The organism is Azohydromonas caseinilytica, from assembly GCF_012927045.1.
Classification (GTDB): domain Bacteria; phylum Pseudomonadota; class Gammaproteobacteria; order Burkholderiales; family Burkholderiaceae_C; genus Azohydromonas; species Azohydromonas caseinilytica.
Genome location: NZ_JABBFW010000002.1, coordinates 148,114 through 166,701, shown reverse-complemented (window position 1 = coordinate 166,701; position 18,588 = coordinate 148,114). Strand labels below are relative to the sequence as shown.

The 18,588-nt window shown below is 72.2% G+C and carries 11 protein-coding genes; 8 read left to right on the top strand and 3 right to left on the bottom strand.

What is annotated here, in order from left to right; translation table 11 throughout:
* The first annotated feature begins 50 nt into the window (after positions 1–50).
* The 3 genes from HHL10_RS03840 to HHL10_RS03830 are packed head-to-tail and all read left to right on the top strand — an operon-like array spanning position 51 to position 12,659.
* Entirely contained in the window at positions 51–9,083 is a 9,033-nt protein-coding gene (locus HHL10_RS03840; RefSeq protein WP_510528606.1) for an Ig-like domain-containing protein, read from the top strand.
* Positions 9,084–9,135: 52 nt separating this feature from the next.
* On the top strand, positions 9,136–10,434 hold the full coding sequence (locus HHL10_RS03835; protein WP_169159025.1) for an efflux RND transporter periplasmic adaptor subunit: 1,299 nt from the start codon (positions 9,136–9,138) through the stop codon (positions 10,432–10,434).
* Complete coding sequence (locus tag HHL10_RS03830) at positions 10,428–12,659, top strand: site-2 protease family protein (protein ID WP_169159024.1); 2,232 nt, start codon at positions 10,428–10,430, stop codon at positions 12,657–12,659. Before HHL10_RS03835 ends, HHL10_RS03830 begins: the two co-directional genes overlap by 7 nt.
* A gap of 242 nt (positions 12,660–12,901) precedes the next feature.
* On the opposite strand, the gene HHL10_RS03825 is transcribed toward HHL10_RS03830, so the two are convergent.
* The 3 genes from HHL10_RS03825 to ypfH form a co-directional block, all read right to left on the bottom strand.
* A complete protein-coding gene (locus HHL10_RS03825; protein ID WP_169159023.1) occupies positions 12,902–13,759 on the bottom strand; it encodes a 2OG-Fe(II) oxygenase in 858 nt (285 codons plus the stop codon).
* 21 nt (positions 13,760–13,780) lie between these two features.
* Complete coding sequence (gene yaaA / locus HHL10_RS03820) at positions 13,781–14,569, bottom strand: peroxide stress protein YaaA (RefSeq protein ID WP_169159022.1); 789 nt, start codon at positions 14,567–14,569, stop codon at positions 13,781–13,783.
* A 118-nt stretch (positions 14,570–14,687) separates the two neighbouring features.
* Positions 14,688–15,383: an esterase gene (gene ypfH, locus HHL10_RS03815; RefSeq protein ID WP_169159021.1), complete on the bottom strand. Its 696-nt coding sequence runs from the start codon at positions 15,381–15,383 to the stop codon at positions 14,688–14,690.
* A gap of 143 nt (positions 15,384–15,526) precedes the next feature.
* Between ypfH and HHL10_RS03810 the strand changes: the two genes are divergently transcribed.
* From HHL10_RS03810 to HHL10_RS03790, 5 genes are read left to right on the top strand one after another with little or no spacing between them, the layout of a single operon-like run.
* Positions 15,527–16,024, top strand: a complete 498-nt coding sequence (locus tag HHL10_RS03810) for a VOC family protein (protein ID WP_169159020.1) — start codon at positions 15,527–15,529, stop codon at positions 16,022–16,024.
* A gap of 41 nt (positions 16,025–16,065) precedes the next feature.
* Entirely contained in the window at positions 16,066–16,473 is a 408-nt protein-coding gene (locus tag HHL10_RS03805; RefSeq protein ID WP_169159019.1) for a VOC family protein, read from the top strand.
* 23 nt (positions 16,474–16,496) lie between these two features.
* On the top strand, positions 16,497–16,955 hold the full coding sequence (locus HHL10_RS03800) for a metallophosphoesterase family protein (protein WP_169159018.1): 459 nt from the start codon (positions 16,497–16,499) through the stop codon (positions 16,953–16,955).
* Between the two features lie 44 nt (positions 16,956–16,999).
* The gene (locus tag HHL10_RS03795; protein WP_169159017.1) at positions 17,000–18,007 is read left to right on the top strand and encodes an XdhC family protein; all 1,008 of its coding nucleotides are present in this window, start codon (positions 17,000–17,002) and stop codon (positions 18,005–18,007) included.
* A 14-nt stretch (positions 18,008–18,021) separates the two neighbouring features.
* Positions 18,022–18,576, top strand: coding sequence for a nucleotidyltransferase family protein (locus tag HHL10_RS03790; protein WP_169159016.1), 555 nt, complete (start codon positions 18,022–18,024; stop codon positions 18,574–18,576).
* Positions 18,577–18,588: the final 12 nt, after the last annotated feature.

The following is an 18,588-nucleotide window of genomic DNA, read 5'->3' as shown; positions in this document are numbered from 1 at the left end:
CCGACACCGGCACGGCCACCATCACCGTCACCCCGGTCAACGATGCCCCGGTGGCCGGTGACGACGCCTTCACGGTGGCCGAGGACAGCGCGGGCACCGTGCTGAATCTGCTGGGCAACGACACCGACATCGACGGCGGCGCGCTGCGCATTGCTTCCATCAACGGCACCGCCATCAGCGCCGGCACCGCCTACACCATCGCCGTGACCAACGGCACGGTGTACGTCAGCACCGCCGGCGTGGTCACCTTCGCCCCGGCCGCCAACTACAGCGGCACGGTGAGCTTCAGCTACGAGGTCAGCGACGGCACGGCTACCGACGCCGGTACGGCCACCATCACCGTCACCCCGGTCAACGATGCCCCGGTGGCCGGTGACGACGCCTTCACGGTGGCCGAGGACAGCACCGGCAACCTGCTCAACCTGCTGGGCAACGACACCGACATCGACGGCGGCGCGCTGCGCATTGCTTCCATCAACGGCACCGCCATCAGCGCCGGCACCGCCTACACCATTGCCGTGACCAACGGCACGGTGTACGTCAGCACCGCCGGCGTCGTCACCTTCGCCCCGACCGCCAACTACAGCGGCACGGTGAGCTTCAGCTACGAGGTCAGCGACGGCACGGCTACCGACACCGGCACGGCCACCATCACCGTCACCCCGGTCAACGACGCCCCGGTGGCTGACGATGACGTTTTCACCGTGGTCAAGAACAGCGGTGCCAACGTGCTGAATCTGCTGGGCAACGACACCGACATCGACGGCGGCGCACTGCGCATCGCTTCCATCAACGGCACCGCCATCAGCGCCGGCACCGCCTACACCATCGCCGTGACCAACGGCACCGTGTACGTCAGCACCGCCGGCGTGGTCACCTTCACTCCGGCCGTCAACTACACCGGCACGGTGAGCTTCAACTACGTCGTCAGCGACGGCACGGCTACCGATACCGGCGCGGTCACCATCAACGTCGCGGCGGCCGCCAACGTCGCACCCGTGGCCGTTGACGACAGCTCCACGGTCGCCGAGGACGGCTCGCTCACGCTGAACCTGCTCGGCAACGACACCGACGCCAATGGCGACACGCTGCGCATCGCGTCCATCAATGGCACCGCCATCAGCGCCGGCACCGCCTACACCATCGCCGTGCCCAACGGCACCGTGTACGTGAGCACCGCCGGCGTGGTCACTTTCACCCCGGTCGCCGACTACAGCGGCACGGTGAGCTTTGACTACGTCGTCTCCGACGGCAACGGCGGCACCGATACCGGCACGGCCACCATCACCGTCACCCCGGTCAACGACGCCCCGGTGGCCGGTGACGACGCCTTCACGGTGGCCGAGGACAGCACGGGCACCGTGCTCAACCTGCTGGGCAACGACACCGACATCGACGGCGGCGCGCTGCGCGTGTCTGCCATCAACGGCACCGCCATCACTGCCGGCACCGCCTACACCATTGCCGTGCCCAACGGCACGGTGTACGTCAGCACCGCCGGCGTCGTCACCTTCACCCCGGCCGCCAACTACAGCGGCACGGTGAGCTTTGACTACGTCGTCAGCGACGGCACGGCTACCGACACCGGCACCGCCACCATCACCGTCACCCCGGTCAACGATGCCCCGGTGGCCGGTGACGACGCCTTTACCGTGGCCGAGGACAGCACGGGCACCGTGCTGAATCTGCTGGGCAACGACACCGACATCGACGGCGGCGCGCTGCGCGTGTCCTCCGTCAACGGCACCGCCATCAGCGCCGGCACCGCCTACACCATCGCCGTGCCCAACGGCACGGTGTACGTCAGCACCACCGGCGTGGTCACCTTCACCCCGGCCGCCAACTACAGCGGCACGGTGAGCTTCAGCTACGAGGTCAGCGACGGCACGGCTACCGACACCGGCACGGCCACCATCACCGTCACCCCGGTCAACGATGCCCCGGTGGCCGGCGACGACAGCTTCACCGTGGCCGAGGACAGCACCGGCACCGTGCTGAACCTGTTGGGCAACGACACCGACATCGACGGCGGCACGCTGCGCGTGTCCTCCATCAACGGCACCGCCATCAGCGCCGGCACCGCCTACACCATCGCCGTGCCCAACGGCACCGTGTACGTCAGCACCGCCGGCGTGCTCACCTTCACCCCGGCCGCCAACTACAGCGGCCCGGTGAGCTTCGACTACGTCGTCAGCGACGGCACGGCTACCGACACCGGCACCGCCACCATCACCGTCACCCCGGTCAACGACGCCCCGGTGGCCGGTGACGACAGCTTCTCGGTGGTCGAGGACAGCACCGGCAACGTGCTCAACCTGCTCGGCAACGACACCGACGCCGATGGCAACACGCTGAGCATCCAGTCCATCGGCGGCGTCGCGCTCACTCCCGGCATTGCGCAGACCATTCCCGTGCCCAACGGCACGGTGCAGGTCAGCGCCACCGGCGTGATCACCTTCTCGCCCTCGGCCAACTACCGCGGCCCGGTGAGCTTCAACTACGTCGTCAGCGACGGCACGGCTACCGACACCGGCACGGTCAGCATCAACGTCACCCGGTTCAACGTCGCCCCGGAGGCCGATGACGAGAGCGTCACGGTGGCCGAGGACGGCTCAGTCGCGCTGGACCTGCTCGACGGCGACACCGACGACGACGGGGACCCGCTGCGCGTCCAGTCCATCAACGGCGTCACCCTCACCGGCGGCGAGCAGACCATCACCGTGCCCAACGGCACCGTGCGCGTCGGCGCCGACGGCACGCTGACCTTCATCCCGGCCGCCAACTACAACGGCCCGGTGAGCTTCGACTACGTCGTCACCGACGACTTTGGCGGCACCGACACCGGCACGGTCAACGTCACCGTCACCCCGGTCAACGACGCCCCGGTGGCCGTTGACGACCGCTTCACGGTGGCCGAGGACGGCACGGTCACGCTCAACCTGCTCGGCAACGACACCGACGCCGACGGCAACACGCTGGCCGTCCAGTCCATCCACGGCACCCTGCTCACCGGCGGCGAACAGACCATCGCCGTGCCCAACGGCACGGTGCGCGTCAGCGCCGCCGGCGTCATCACCTTCACCCCGGCCGCCAACTACAGCGGCCCGGTGAGCTTCGACTACGTCGTCACCGACGGCACGCTCACCGACACCGGCACGGCCAGCATCAGCGTCACCCCGGTCAACGACGCCCCGGTGGCCGTGGACGACAGCTTCACGGTGGCCGAGGACGGCACGGTCACGCTGAGCCTGCTCGGCAATGACACCGACATCGACGGCGGCACGCTGCGCCTGCAGTCCATCCACGGCGTGGCACTCACCGGTGGCGAGCAAACCATCAGCGTGCCCAACGGCACGGTGCGCATCAGCGCCGCCGGCGTGCTGACTTTCGTTCCGGCCGCCAACTACAAAGGCCCGGTGAGCTTCGACTACGTCGTCACCGACGGCACGGCCACCGACACCGGCACGGTCAGCATCAGCGTCACCCCGGTCAACGACGCCCCGGTGGCCCGTGACGACGGCTTCACCGTGGCCGAGGACAGCCCCGGCATCACGCTCGACCTGCTCGACGGCGACACCGACGTCGATGGCAACACGCTGAGCATCAGCTCCATCAACGGCGTGGCGCTCACTCCCGGCATCGCGCAGAGCATCGCCGTGCCCCACGGCACGGTGCGCGTCGGCGCCGACGGCGTGATCACCTTCGTTCCGGAGGCCAACTACACCGGCCCGGTGAGCTTCGACTACACCGTCACCGACGGCAGCCTCACCGACATCGGCACCGTCAGCATCGCCGTCACCCCGGTCAACGACGCGCCGGTGGCCGTTGACGACCACTTCACGGTGGCCGAGGACACTCCGCTCACGCTCAACCTGCTGGGCAATGACCGCGATGCCGACGGCACCACGCCGCGCCTGCAGTCCATCAACGGCGTGGCGCTCATCGGCGCCGAGCAGAGCATCAGCGTGCCCCACGGCACGGTGCGCGTCAGCGCCGCGGGCGTGCTCACCTTCATTCCGGAAGCCAACTACAACGGCCCGGTGAGCTTCGACTACGTCGTCACCGACGGCAGCCTCACCGACACCGGCACGGTCCGCATCGCCGTCACCCCGGTCAATGACGCTCCGGTGGCCGTGGACGACAGCGTCACGGTGGCCGAGGACGGCACGGTCACGCTCAACCTGCTGGGCAACGACACCGACATCGACAGTGGCACGCTGCGCATCCAGTCCATCAACGGCATCGTGCTCACCGGCGCCGAGCAGAGCATCGCCGTGCCCCACGGCACCGTGCGCGTCGGCGCCGACGGCACGCTGACCTTCATCCCGGAAGCCAACTACAACGGCCCGGTGAGCTTCGACTACGTCGTCACCGACGGCAGCCTCACCGACACCGGCACGGTCCGCATCGCCGTCACCCCGGTCAACGACGCCCCGGTGGCCGTGGACGACCGCTTCACGGTGGCCGAGGACACCCCGCTCGCGCTCAACCTGCTGGGCAATGACCGCGATGCCGACGGCACCACGCCGCGCCTGCAATCCATCAACGGCGTGGCGCTCACCGGCGGCGAGCAGAGCATCAGCGTGCCCCACGGCACCGTGCGCGTCAGCGCCTCGGGCGTGCTCACCTTCATCCCGGCCGCCAACTACAACGGCCCGGTGAGCTTCGACTACGTCGTCACCGACGGCACGGCCACCGACACCGGCACGGTCAGCATCACCGTCACCCCGGTGAACGACGCCCCGGTGGCCGGCGACGACAGCTTCACGGTCGCCGAGGACGGCACCGGCACCGTGCTCAACCTGCTGGGCAACGACCGCGATGCCGATGGCACCACGCTGCGCCTCCAATCCATCAACGGCGTGGCGCTCACCGGCGGCGAACAGAGCATCAGCGTGCCCCACGGCACCGTGCGCGTCGGCGCCGACGGCACGCTGACCTTCATCCCGGAAGCCAACTACAACGGCCCGGTGAGCTTCGACTACACCGTCACCGACGGCAGCCTCACCGACACCGGCACGGTCCGCATCGCCGTCACCCCGGTCAACGACGCCCCGGTGGCCGTGGACGACCGCTTCACGGTGGCCGAGGACACCCCGCTCGCGCTCAACCTGCTGGGCAATGACCGCGATGCCGACGGCACCACGCCGCGCCTGCAATCCATCAACGGCGTGGCGCTCACCGGCGGCGAGCAGAGCATCAGCGTGCCCCACGGCACCGTGCGCGTCAGCGCCTCGGGCGTGCTCACCTTCATCCCGGCCGCCAACTACAACGGCCCGGTGAGCTTCGACTACGTCGTCACCGACGGCAGCCTCACCGACACCGGCACGGTCAGCATTGCCGTCACCCCGGTGAACGACGCCCCGGTGGCGCGTGACGACAGCGTCACGGTGGCCGAGGACGGCGCGGTCACGCTGAGCCTGCTCGGCAACGACACCGACATCGACGGCGGCACGCTGCGCCTCCAATCCATCAACGGCGTGGCGCTCACCGGCGGCGAACAGAGCATCAGCGTGCCCCACGGCACCGTGCGCGTCGGCGCCGACGGCACGCTGACTTTCATCCCGGAGGCCAACTACACCGGCCCGGTGAGCTTCGATTACGTCGTCAGCGACGGCTATGGCGGCGCCGACACCGGCACCGTCAGCATCGCCGTCACCCCGGTCAACGACGCCCCGGTGGCCGTGGACGACCGCTTCACGGTGGCCGAGGACACCCCGCTCACGCTCAACCTGCTGGGCAACGACCGCGACGCCGACGGCACCACGCCGCGCATCCAGTCCATCAACGGCGTGGCGCTCACCGGCGGCGAACAGAGCATCACCGTGCCCCACGGCACGGTGCGCGTCGGCGCCGCGGGCGGGCTCACCTTCGTCCCGGCCGCCAACTACAACGGCCCGGTGAGCTTCGACTACGTCATCACCGACGGCATGGCCACCGACACCGGTACGGTCAGCATCGTCGTCACCCCGGTCAATGACGCCCCGGTGGCCCGTGACGACAGCTTCACCGTGGCCGAGGACAGCCCCGGCATCGCGCTCAACCTGCTCGACGGCGACACCGACGTCGATGGCAACACGCTGAGCATCCAGTCCATCAACGGCGTGGCGCTCACGCCCGGCACCGCGCAGAGCATCACCGTGCCCCACGGCACGGTGCGCGTCGGCGCCGACGGCGTGATCACCTTCGTTCCGGCCGCCAACTACACCGGCCCGGTGAGCTTCGACTACGTCGTCACCGACGGCCAGGGCGGCACCGACACCGGCACCGCGCGCATCGCCGTCACCCCGGTCAACGACGCCCCGGTGGCCGGCGACGACCGCTTCACGGTGGTGGAGGACAGCAAGGGCAACGTGCTCGACCTGCTCGGCAACGACACCGACGCCGACGGCAACCGCCTGAGCATCCAGTCCATCAACGGCGTGGCGCTCACCGGCCGCGAGCAGAGCATCGCCGTGCCCCACGGCACCGTGCGCGTCAACGGCAACGGCGTGATCACCTTCACCCCGGCGGCCAACCACAACGGCCCGGTGAGCTTCGACTACGTCCTCACCGACGGCCAGGGCGGCACCGACACCGGCACGGTCAGCATCGCCGTCACCCCGGTCAATGACGCCCCGGTGGCCGATGACGACGGCTTCACGGTGGCTGAGGACACCCCGCTCGCGCTGAACCTGCTGGGCAACGACCGCGATGCCGACGGCGACACGCTGCGCATCCAGTCCATCAACGGCACGCTGCTCACGCCGGGCACCGCCCAGGTCATCGCCGTGCCCCACGGCACGGTGCGCGTCGGCGCCGACGGCACGCTGACCTTCGTGCCGGAGGCCAACTACAACGGCCCGGCGAGCTTCGACTACGTCGTCACCGACGGCACGACCAGCGATACCGGCACCGTGCGCATCGGCGTCACCCCGGTCAACGACGCCCCGGTGGCCGGCGACGACCGCTCCACGGTGTTGCAGAACAGCAGCGGCAACGCGCTGAGCCTGCTCGCCAACGACACCGACGCCGACGGCGACCGCCTGAGCATCCGGTCCATCAACGGCGTGGCGCTCACCGGCCGCGAGCAGAGCATCGCCGTGCCCCACGGCACGCTGCGCGTCAACGGCAACGGCGTGATCCGCTTCACCCCGGAAGCCGGCTACACCGGCCCGGTGAGCTTCGACTACGTCCTCACCGACGGCACCGCCACCGACACCGGCACGGTGAGCATCAGCGTCGATCCGGTCGCGCCGCTCGCCGTCAGCAGCATCAGCGTCAACGAGGCCTCGCCCTACGCGGTCTTCACCGTCACCGGCAGCGCCGGGCAGTCGGTGAGCCTGGCGCTTGGCGGCGGCACCGCCACCGGCGCCGGCGTGGACTTCGGCGCCACCGGCGGCGCGAACCTGCAGGTCTCCACCGACGGCGGCAAGACCTGGACGAGCTACGGCGCCGCCGTCACGCTGCCCGCGGGCGGCGCGATCCTGGTGCGCACCCCGCTCACCGACGACGCGGTCAGCGACAACGGCGAGACCTTCACGCTCAGCGCCACCCCGGCCGGCGGCGTGGCCGCCACCGGCACCGCCACCATCCGCGACGACGGCACCGGCACCGTCTTCAAGGGCGACGGCACGTCTGACCCGGCCGGCCGCCGTACCGACGACCGCCCGGTGAGCGTCAACAGCGTCAGCGTCAACGAGGCCTCGCCCTACGCGGTCTTCACCGTCACCGGCAGCGCCGGCCAGTCGGTGAGCCTGGCGCTCGCCGGCGGCACGGCCACGGCCGGCGTGGACTTCGGCACCGGCGGGCTGCAGGTTTCCGTCGATGGCGGCAAGACCTGGGCGGGCTACGGCGGCGCCGTCACGCTGCCCGCGGGCGGCGCGATCCTGGTGCGCACGTCCATCGTCGAGGACCGCATCTCCGACAACGGCGAGACCTTCACGCTCACCGTCACCCCGGCCGGCGGCGTGGCCGCTACCGGCACGGCCACCATCAAGGACGACGGCTCCGGCGACGTCTTCGGTGCCGATGGCCGCATCGATCCCGACGCCCCGCGCACCGACGACCGCCCCATCGTCATCTCCAGCCCCAGCGTCACCGAGGGCTCGGGCGACCTGCTCTTCGCCATCACCGGCAGCCCCGGCCAGCCGGTGACCCTGCGGCGCGAGGGCGGCTCGGCCGCGGCCGGCGAGGACTACGGCACGGAGCTGCGCTACTCGCTCGACGGCGGCAAGACCTGGCTGCGCTACGGCGGCGGCCCGGTCGCGCTGTCCGCCGACGGCAGCCTGCTGGTGCGCGTGCAGGTGAACGGGGACGACAGCATCGAGGACAACGAGGATGTGCGGCTGGTCGTGGCCCCGGTCGGTGGCCAGGCCGTCACCGGCACGGGCACGATCGTGGACGACGACGTCCCGCCGCCGCCCGTCCAGCCGGAAGCCCCGCCCACGCCGGCACCTGCGCCGGCGCCGGCCTCGGCCGAGCCGCCCCCGGCGCCCTCGCCCGCGCCGCAGACCCCGGGCTTCGCCGCGCTGGGCCTGCCCGCGGACAACCCGCTGGCCGACCCGCTGCAGCGCTTCACGGGGCTCAACCCGTGGGATGACCAGCGCAGCGGCTCGGAGCGCGGCGCCGGCATCGACGACATCTACACCCGCTCCAGCGGCTTCCGCACCATGGTCACGCCGGCCAAGGAGCCCCTGCTGCGCCTGTTCAACGGCGTGGAGGACCAGGTGGTCACCACCCGCGTGATCAACGTCCAGCTCCCGGCCGACGTGTTCGTGCACACCGACCCCAACGAGACGGTGCTGCTCACGGCCAAGCAGGCCAACGGCCAGCCGCTGCCGGGCTGGCTGCACTTCGACGGCAAGGCGGGCACCTTCACGGGCGAGCCACCCCCGGGTGCGGCGGTGGATTTGCGTGTGGTTGTCACGGGCCGCGACACCAAGAACCGCGAGGCCAACGCGGTGTTCCGTATCCTGTCGCAGCCCGCGACGGTGACGCCCTCGGGCCGCGTCGGGCTGGACACCCAGCTCATGCGCGGCGAGGCGCTGGCGCACCGCAACGGCCAGTGGCAGGCCCAGCGCCATGCCCTGCGCCGGACCTGACCGGCTGAGCAGCAACACCGGCTGACCAGCAGTACCACCCCCGGGAATTGCCATGAGTCTGAGCGCCGAGGCCACCTTGCAGTTGCTGGCCACGGTCCGCGCAGCGCAGACGCCGGCGGCACGACGCTTCGTGCTGCTCGACGGCACGCGCGCGCACCTGCCCTACCACGCCGCCGTCCTCTGGCAGGACGGCGCGCTGTTCCACTCCGGCGCCAGCCAGGTCGATGCGCACGGGCCCTACGGCCAGTGGCTGCAGCGCCTGGCGCGCGCGCGTGCCGGCCAGGCCGGCCCCTTCGGCGCGCAGGAGCTGCCGGCGCTGGCCGAGGACTGGGCGCAGTGGTGGCCGCCGTATGCGCTGGCGTTGCCCGCGGGTGCGCGCGGCGCGCTGCTGCTGGTGCGCGAGATGCCCTGGACGCCCGGCGAGATCGCCGCGCTGCAGGAATGGCTCGACCTGTGGCTGCTGGCCGAGCAGGCCGCCGTGGCGGCGCAGCCGCGCAAGGCGCTGGACCTGGGCGCGCTGCGGGACAAGGTCCGCGGCTTCAGGCCGCGCCGCCGCAGCATGGCGGTGGCCGCGGCGGTGCTGCTGGTGCTGGCGCTGCCGATCCGGCTGACCGTGCGCGCGCCCGGCGAGATCGTGCCGCGCGAACCCACCGTGCTGCGCGCCACCGTGGAGGGCATGGCGCAGCGGCTGCTGGTCGAGCCCAACCAGGTGGTCAAGGCTGGGCAGCTGCTGGCCGAGCTCGACGACGCCCAGGCCGCGAGCCGGCTGCAGGTGGCGCGCCAGGCCCTGCTCACCGCCGAGGCCGAATGGCGCCAGACCATGCAGCAGGCCCTCACCGACGCGCGGGCCAAGGCCCAGCTGGCCGTGGTGCAGGGCCGCGTGGCGGAAAAGCGCACCGAGGTGGCCTACCTCAGCGAGCAGGTGCAGCGCACCGAGGTGCGCGCCCCGCATGACGGCGTGGTGCTGGTCGAGGACCCGGGCAACTGGGCCGGGCGCACCGTGGCCGCCGGCGAGCCGCTGCTGCGCCTGGCCCGGCCCGAGGACCAGGAGGTCGAGGCCTGGCTGTCCGTGGCCGACGCGGTGGAGCTGCCCCCGGACAGCGGCATGCGGCTGTTCCTCTCCAGCCGCCCCGCCGAGCCCGTGGCCGCGCAACTGCGGCTCTACGCCTACGAGGCCGCGCAGCGCCCGGACGGCACCCTGGCCTACCGGCTGCGCGGCCGCCTCGAAGGCCCGCCGCGCGAGCGCCTGGGCGCGCGCGGCACCGCCCACGTGGACGGCGCGCGCGTGCCGCTGGTGTACTGGGTGCTGCGCCGGCCGCTGGCGGCGCTGCGCGAGGCCCTAGGATGGTGAACGCGACGGCCGGGGCCGCGACGCCGGACGCTCCGGCCGCGGCGAAGACGGTCATTGCGCCCACGCCGGCCGTCGCCGCGGTGCCGGAGGTCCGGCGGCCGGCCCTCTCGCTGCCGGCCAGGGCGCCGGCCGCCCCGCCGCCGTGGCCCGAGCTGCGCCAGGACCTGCAGCTGCACCATGCCCCGGCGCTGCACGACGGCACGCCCAGCTGGACGCTGCACGACCCGGTGCGCCACCGCTTCACGCGCATCGACTGGATCACCTACGAGGTGCTGCGCTGCTGGTGGATGGCCGACCCGGCGCTGATCGCCGAGCAGGTCAACGCCCACACCACGCTGTCCATCTCCAGGGAGCATGTGCTGCGCGTGCTGGACTTCGCCCACCGCCACGAGCTGCTGCAGCCCACGGCGCCGCCGCGCGGGCCCGAGGCCGAGCCGGGGCTCAAGGCCGTGGGCACCTGGCTGCTGCACCACTACCTGTTCTTCCGCATCCCGCTGTTCAACCCCGACCGGCTGCTGCAGCGCCTGCTGCCCGCGGCGCGGCGGCTGGGCAGCCGCGGCTTCACGCGGGCCACGCTCGCGGCGCTGGTACTGGGGCTGCTGGCCGTGGCGCGCGACTGGGAGGCGTTCCGGGCCCAGGCCGTGGACCTGATGTCCTGGCGCGGACTGGCGCTCTACGGCCTGACGCTGGTGGCGGTGAAGGTGGCGCACGAGTTCGGCCATGCCTTCGTCGCCCGCGCGCACGGCTGCCGCGTGCCGACCATGGGCGCGGCCTTCATGGTGCTGTGGCCGGTGGCCTACACCGACACCTCCGAGGTGTGGCGGCTGTCGGACGCGCGCGCGCGGCTGCAGGTGGCGCTGGCCGGGGTGCGCACCGAGCTGAGCATCGCCGCCTGGGCCACGCTGGCCTGGGCGCTGCTGCCCGAGGGGCCGCTGCGCACGGCGGCCTTCATCCTGGGCACGCTGACCTGGGTCGGCACGGTGCTGGTCAACCTCAGCCCGTTCATGCGCTTCGATGGCTACTTCGTGCTGTGCGACCTGCTCGACCAGCCCAACCTGCACGAGCGCAGCTTCGCGCTGGCGCGCTGGTGGCTGCGCCGGGCGCTGCTGGGCTGGCAGGCGCCGCCGCCGGAGGAGCTGCCGCCGGCGCGGCGCCGGCTGTGGGTCGCCTTCGCTTTCGCCACCTGGGCCTACCGGCTGGTGCTGTACCTCGGCATCGCCTGGCTGGTCTATCACTTCGCCATCAAGGCGGTGGGCATCGTGCTCTTCGCCGTGGAAATGGGCTGGTTCGTCATGCGCCCCGTCATTCAAGAGCTGCGCGCCTGGCACGCCGGGCGCACCCACTGGCGCGGCAGCGCGCGGCAGCGCCGCAGCGCCGCGGTGCTGGCCGCGCTGGCCGTGCTGGGCTTCATCCCGCTGCCCTCGCACGAGAGCGCCGGCGCGCTGCTGCAGCCGGCCCAGCACCTGGCGCTGCGGCTGCCCGCGACGGCGGTGATGGAGGCCGTGCACGTGCAGCCGGGTCAGCGCGTCAAGGCCGGCGCGCCGCTGCTGGAGGCCTCGGCCGCGGCGCTGGAGCAGCGGCTGCAGGCGGCGCAGGTGCAGGTGCGCCGGCTCCAGGCCCAGGTGGCCGGTGCCAGCGTGGACACCGTGCAGCAGGCGCAATGGGGCTCGCTGCAGGAGCAGCTGGTGACGGCGCGCCGCGAGGTCGAGGCGGTGCAGGAGGAGATCGAGCGGCTGCGCCCGCGCGCGCCCTTCGACGGCGTGGTGCTGGCGCTGGAGGACGGGCTGCGCCCGGGCCTGGTGGTGAGCCCGCAGCAGACGCTGCTGCAGTTCGCCGCGTCGGGGCGCTGGCGCGTCGTGGCCTATGCCGGCGAGAACGCCGCGCGCGCGCTGCGCCCGGGCGACGAGTCCAGCTTCATGGCCGACGCCGCGCCGCTGCGGCGCCTGTCCGCGCGCGTGACCAGCGTGGCCCCGCACGCCAGCACGGTGCTGGGCGAGCCGCTGCTGGCGCAGGCCCACGGCGGCGCGGTGGAGGCCGTGCCGCACGGGCGTGAGCTGCTGCTCACGCAGCCGCTGTACCGCGTGGAGCTGGAGCTGCTGGAGGACCCGGCACTGTCGCTGCGCCAGTGGCGCGGCCATGCCGTGCTGCCGCAGCCCGCGCGCAGCCTGTGGGAGCGGCTGTGGACGGCGGGCGCCAGCGTGCTGGTGCGCGAGCTGGGGTTCTGATCCGGCCTCCTGGCCGAAGCTGAATGTCTACTCGTCAGGCCCGTGCAGGCGCAGTGCTGTGCGGGGAAAGTCTCAGGTTGGTGACCGTGAGCTGGACGGCCTCCATAAACACCTCGTCATTCCCGCGCAGGCGCTCACCAAGGGTGGGCGCCTGCGCGGGGGTGAAGAAGTAGTAAGCGAAGCGGGCCAGCTTTGGCCAACGCTCAACGACTTCCGCCTCAAGACACAGCTCGCCCCGCCCCTCACACGAACACCCTCTCCCGCAGCCACTTGGTGGCGACCCACTTCTCGCCGTCGAGCACCGGCGCGCCGCCGTGCAGGGTGCGGGTGTCGGGATGCGGGCGCTCGTAGCTGAAGAACACGGCGTTGCCCTTGAAGGGCGCGACCTCCAGGCCGACGTCGGGGAAGGTGGTGCCGCCGCCCTGCGCCGGGGTGTTCAGGTACATCACCACCGTGCCCACGCGCTGCCCGCCGCGCTGCAGGATGGCCGGCGTGCCGGGCTGCTCGGGGTCGAAGTAGTCGTGGTGCGGCCGGTACTCGGCACCGGGCCCGTAGCGCAGGATCTGCAAGCCCTCGCCGTTCTCCACCGGCCAGTTCACCAGCGCGGCGATGCGCTCCTCGATGCGCCGGTGCAGCGCGGTCTCGCCCCGGCCGAAGAACATGCCGCTGCTGGTGCGCGCGGCATTGACCTCGCTGCCGCCGGTGGCGGTGTCCACCGTCTCCGAGCGCGCCAGGCGCGGGCGCGCCAGCTCGATGAGCTGGTCGCACTCCTCGTCGGACAGCAGCCCGCCGAACACCACCACGCGCGGGTTCTCCATGGTCATGAGCACCTGCACCTGGCGGTCGCCGGCCTGCATGGTGCTCGGGCGGCTCTCCAGCGCCGGCTCGGGCACCGCCACCTTGGCCAGCGGCGCGGGCTGCACCGTGGGCTTCTGCAGCGAGTCGATGAAGCCCTGCAGCGTGGACTCCATCGCTTCCATCGCCGTGGCCTCGTCCCAGCCGCTGGCGCGCATGGCCGCCAGCACGGCCTCGGGCCGGTGGCCGGCTCGAGCCTGGTCGATGATCCACTGGCGCAATTCGGGCGTGATCTGCTGGCTCATGTCGGGTCTCCCCTGATCTGCTTAGTCCTGCTGACGGCGGCGGAACACCAGCCGCTCGGTGGTGGAGGCGGCGGCGTCGAAGCGGTAGCCGTCGCTGTCGAACTCACGCAGCGCCTCGACCCGGGCGGCACGCTGCTCGATGGCCCAGCGCGCCATCAGCCCGCGCGCGCGCTTGGCCCAGAAGCTCACGACCTTGTAGCCGCTGCCCTTCCAGTCCTCGAACACGCATTCGACGATGCGCGTGCCGGCCAGCGCCTTGCGGTCCACCGCCTTGAAATACTCCTGCGACGCCAGGTTCACCAGCACGGGCTGCGCGTCCTGCGCCAGCTGCGCGCGCAAGTGTTCGGCGATGCGCGTGCCCCACCAGGCGTAGAGATCCTTGCCGCGCGGGTTGGCGAGCCGGGTGCCCATCTCCAGCCGGTAGGGCTGCAGCCGGTCCAGCGGGCGCAGCACGCCGTACAGGCCGGAGAGGATGGCCAGATGCCGCTGCGCCCAGTCCAGGTCCTCGGCGCCCAGCGTCTTCGCGTCCAGCCCGTCGTACACGTCGCCGTCGAAGGCCAGCACCGCAGGCTTGCTGTTGTCGTCGTCGAAGGTGGTGGACCAGGCGCCGTAGCGCGCGACGTTGAGCGCGGCCAGCGGGCTGGAGAGGTCCATCAGCGCCGAGATCTCGGCCGGCGTCCTGGTCTTGAGCAGTTCCACCAGCGCCGCGGCCTCGTCGATGAAGGCCGGCAGCGTGGCGCGCTCCAGCACGGCGGGCGGCGTGGGGGTGTCGTAGTCGAGGGCCTTGGAAGGCGAGAGCAGGAAGAGCATGAAGGCGGCGGGGTTCAGGATGCGGGGCCGAAGCGGGGCTTTGGCCGGAGATGCCGCATTTTGCGCGGTCCACCCTGACTCAGGGTTTTCCTGGGAGACCGGCCCGCCAAGCCCTCATTCAATGCGTGCCGCCGCTCTGCAGCGAGGGCACCGCGCCCAGCGCGGCCTGCCAGGTGCGGTGCGGGATGTGGGTGCGCAGGCGGTGGATGGCCTCGTCGATGAGCGCGGGGTGCAGCTCGTGGCCCACGCCCTCGGCGATGTCCAGCGTGGCGTCGCCGCCGAGCAGGCCCAGCCGGTCCAGCGCCTCGCGGGCATGGCGCGGCGGCATCACCGCGTCGGCGCCGCCATGCAGCAGGTGCAGCGTGGTCTGCTGCGGCGCATGGTCGGGCAGCGTGGCGTAGCGGCCGCTGAAGGCCAGCACGCGCCCGGCCAGGCCGTCCTCGGCCTGCGCCGTCTCCAGCGCCAGGATCGCGCCCTGCGAGAAGCCCACTAGCGCCGTCGCCGCCGGCGCGGCGCGCAGCCGCTCCTGCGCCGCGCGCAGCCAGGTGACGAAGCGCGCACGCGCCTCGGCCACGCGCTGCGGCCGGTTCTCCTCGGTGATGCCGCTCACCGAGAACCACTGCCGTCCCGCGGGGCCGGCGTCGTAGGCGTCGAAGCCTTCGGGAATCAGCAGCGCCGCCTGCGGGAACTCGTGGCGCAGCGCGCGCGCCAGCGGCAGCATCGAGGCGGCATCCCCGCCCACGCCATGCAGCAGCACCATCAGCTGCGGCGGCACCCCCTGGTTCGGAGGCAAGAATTCGAGACAACTACTCATCCGGGGATTGTGCGGGAGCGGGCCAGGGGCACCGGGACACCCATTGAAACCCCTTCCGCGGACGCCATTGAAGAGCCTCTACCCTGGACAGCCCGGGCCGGGCCTGGGAGCCTGACGCCGCCCTTCACACCAGGAGCCGCGCCATGCCCAATGTCCAGAAGATCACGCCCTGCCTGTGGTTCGACGGCCAGGCCGAGGAGGCCGCCCGCTTCTACGTGAGCGTGTTCCCCAACTCGCGCATCACCCATGTCTCCCACTTCACCGAGGCCGGCTTCGAGGTGCACCGCCGCCCCGCCGGCAGCGTGATGACGGTGGCCTTCGAGCTCGACGGCCAGAGCTTCACCGCGCTCAACGGCGGGCCGGAGTTCAAGTTCAATGAGGCGCTGTCGCTGCAGGTCTATTGCGACACGCAGGAGGAGGTGGACCACTACTGGGTGCGCCTGTCCGACGGCGGCGACCCGGCCGCGCGGCAGTGCGGCTGGCTCAAGGACCGCTGGGGCCTGTCCTGGCAGGTGGTGCCGCGCCTGCTGGACTGCCTGATCGCCGACCCCGACCCGGCCAAGGCCGGCCGCGTCATGGAGGCGATGCTCAAGATGCAGAAGCTCGACATCGCCGCGCTGCAGCAGGCGCACGGCGGTTAAGGTGCCGCCTCCGGCTCAATCCCCGTCAAGGAGCAGCAGCGATGCACGAGCAGATCTATCTCAACCTGCCGGTGAAGGACCTGCAGCGGTCCATCGACTTCTTCACCCAGCTGGGCTTCACTTTCGACGAGCGCTTCAGCAACGAGCTGGCGACCTGCATGGAGGTGGGCCCCAACATCCACGTGATGCTGCTGACGGAGCCCTTCTTCCAGGGCTTCATCGGCGACAAGCAGATCGCCGACGCGCGGCGCCACACCGAGGCGCTGATCTGCCTCAGCTGCCACAGCCGCGCGCAGGTGGACGGGCTGGTGCAGCGGGCGGCGGAAGCCGGCGGCCGCATCCCGCGCCCGCCGCAGGACCAGGGCTTCGTGTACGGCCACGCCTTCGAGGACCTGGACGGCCACATCTGGGAGCTGATGCACCTCACCGGCACGCCGCCCAAGGCCTGAGCGACACGACGCGGTCCCCGCCCATGCAGCGCATCGGCCTGATCTCCGACACCCACGGCCTGCTGCGCCCCGAGGCGCTGGCGGCGCTGCGGGGCTGCGATGCGCTGGTCCACGCCGGCGACATCGGCCCGCCGGAGCTGCTGGAGCGGTTGAAAGCCATCGCGCCGCTGACCGTGGTGCGCGGCAACAACGACCGCGCCGACTGGGCCCGGGCCTTGCCGCACACCGCGCTGCTGCCGGTCGAAAACGTGCTGGTGTGCGTGGTGCACGACGTCAAGGAATTGAGCAGCCCGCCGCCCGCGGGCGTGCGCGTGGTGGTGTCGGGCCACTCGCACCGCCCGGGCTGCGCCGAGCGCGGCGGGCTGCTGTGGGTCAATCCGGGCAGTGCCGGGCCGCGGCGCTTCAAGCTGCCCGTCTCGGTGGGCGAATTGCTCATCGAGGGCGCCGCCGTCGAGGTGCGCCTGCACACGCTGGCGGTGTAGCCGCCGCGTTCATCAGACCAACCACAAGGGAGCACGACGAAGCCATGGAAGCCGTCGATCTGGAAGTGATGCGCGCCGCGCTGGCCTGGACGGCACAGGGCAAGCGCTGCTGGAGCGCCACGGTGCTGAGCACCTACGGCTCGGCGCCGCGCCCGGTGGGCGCCATGGCGCTGCTGTGCGAGGACGGCCGCGTGGCCGGCTCGGTCTCGGGCGGCTGCGTCGAGGACGACCTGATGGCGCTGCTGCAGGCCGACGCCGCCGGGCTGGAGGCGGGGCAGCGCCTGGTCTACGGCCGCGGCGATGCGGAGCGCGCCCGGCTGCGCCTGCCCTGCGGCGGCAGCCTGGAGCTGTGGGCCGAGCCCGCGCCGCTGGCCGATTTTCAACAGGCGCTGCGCTTCATCGACGCGGGCCAGGGCTGCGTGCGCGAGATCGACCTGCCCGACGGCGGCTCGCGCGTGCGCGCCGCCCAGGCCGGCGACGTGAGCATGCTTGCCGAGGGCCGCTTCGCGCAGCGCCTGGGGCCGCGGCGGCGGCTGGTGCTCATCGGCGCGGCGGAGGTGTCGCGCTACCTGGCGCCCATCGCGCGCACGCTGGACTTCGAGGTGATCGTGATCGACCCGCGCCGCGAGTACCTGGACAGCTGGCCGGCAGAGCTGCCGGCGCGGCGGCTGGCGCAGATGCCCGACGACGCGCTGCTCGCGCTCCAGCCCGACGCCGGCACGGCCGTGGTCGCGCTCTCGCACGACCCGAAGCTCGATGACATGGCCCTGCTGGAGGCGCTGCCCAGTGCCGCCTTCTACGTCGCCGCCATGGGCTCGGCGCGCAGCACCGCGGCGCGGCGCGAACGGCTGGCGCTGTTCGAGCTGGCGCCCGAGGCGATCGCGCGGCTGCGCGGCCCGGCCGGGCTGGACCTGGGCAGCCGCACGCCGCCGGAGATCGCGGTGGCGATCGCGGCGGAGCTGATCCAGTGCAGCCGCGCCGAGGAGACGCGCCAGCGCCGGCAGGCCGCGGCAGCGCTGGACGCGGCGGACACATGCCGGGTGGACGGGTGAGCACGGTTCGACCTTTGCTCCTGGCCGCCGGCTTCTCGGCCCGCTTCGGCACGGACAAGCGCGTGGCGAGGCTGGCCGAGGGCGACACGCTGCTGGAGCGCAGCTTGCGCGTCTGGGTCGAGGCGCTGGGCCCGGTGTCCGTGGCGCTGCGCGCCGAGGACGCGGCGCTGGCGCTGCGGGTGGAGGCGCTGGGCGGGCACCCGCTGTCCTGCACCCGCAGCGAGGAAGGCCTCGGTGCCACGCTGGCGCAGGCCGCGGCGCAGCTGCCGCCGGGGCCGGTGCTGGTCGGCCTGGCCGACATGCCCTTCGTGCAACCCCAGACGTTGCGGGCGCTGGCGCGGCGGCTGGAAGACGGCGCGGAAATCGTGGCGCCCTACTTCGGCGAGCGGCGCGGCAACCCGGTGGGGTTTGCGGCGGCGCGGCGCGAGCTGCTGCTGGGATTGAGCGGCGACCGCGGCGCGGGAGCGCTGCTGCACGCGCTGCCGCTGGAGCGGGTGGCGGTGGAGGATGCGGGAGTGCTGCTGGATATCGACCGGCCGGGGGATCTGGAGGCGGGGACGGGGGGCTGAGCCGGCAGGCTT

Excerpts from the sequence above, each read along its gene's own strand:
- HHL10_RS03800 (WP_169159018.1), top strand. The coding sequence starts at position 16,497 with ATGCAGCGCATCGGCCTGATCTCCGACACCCACGGCCTGCTGCGCCCC.
- HHL10_RS03825 (WP_169159023.1), bottom strand. The coding sequence starts at position 13,759 with ATGAGCCAGCAGATCACGCCCGAATTGCGCCAGTGGATCATCGACCAG.
- ypfH (WP_169159021.1), bottom strand. The coding sequence starts at position 15,383 with ATGAGTAGTTGTCTCGAATTCTTGCCTCCGAACCAGGGGGTGCCGCCG.
- HHL10_RS03805 (WP_169159019.1), top strand. The coding sequence starts at position 16,066 with ATGCACGAGCAGATCTATCTCAACCTGCCGGTGAAGGACCTGCAGCGG.
- yaaA (WP_169159022.1), bottom strand. The coding sequence starts at position 14,569 with ATGCTCTTCCTGCTCTCGCCTTCCAAGGCCCTCGACTACGACACCCCC.
- HHL10_RS03830 (WP_169159024.1), top strand. The coding sequence starts at position 10,428 with ATGGTGAACGCGACGGCCGGGGCCGCGACGCCGGACGCTCCGGCCGCG.
- HHL10_RS03795 (WP_169159017.1), top strand. The coding sequence starts at position 17,000 with ATGGAAGCCGTCGATCTGGAAGTGATGCGCGCCGCGCTGGCCTGGACG.
- HHL10_RS03810 (WP_169159020.1), top strand. The coding sequence starts at position 15,527 with ATGCCCAATGTCCAGAAGATCACGCCCTGCCTGTGGTTCGACGGCCAG.
- HHL10_RS03835 (WP_169159025.1), top strand. The coding sequence starts at position 9,136 with ATGAGTCTGAGCGCCGAGGCCACCTTGCAGTTGCTGGCCACGGTCCGC.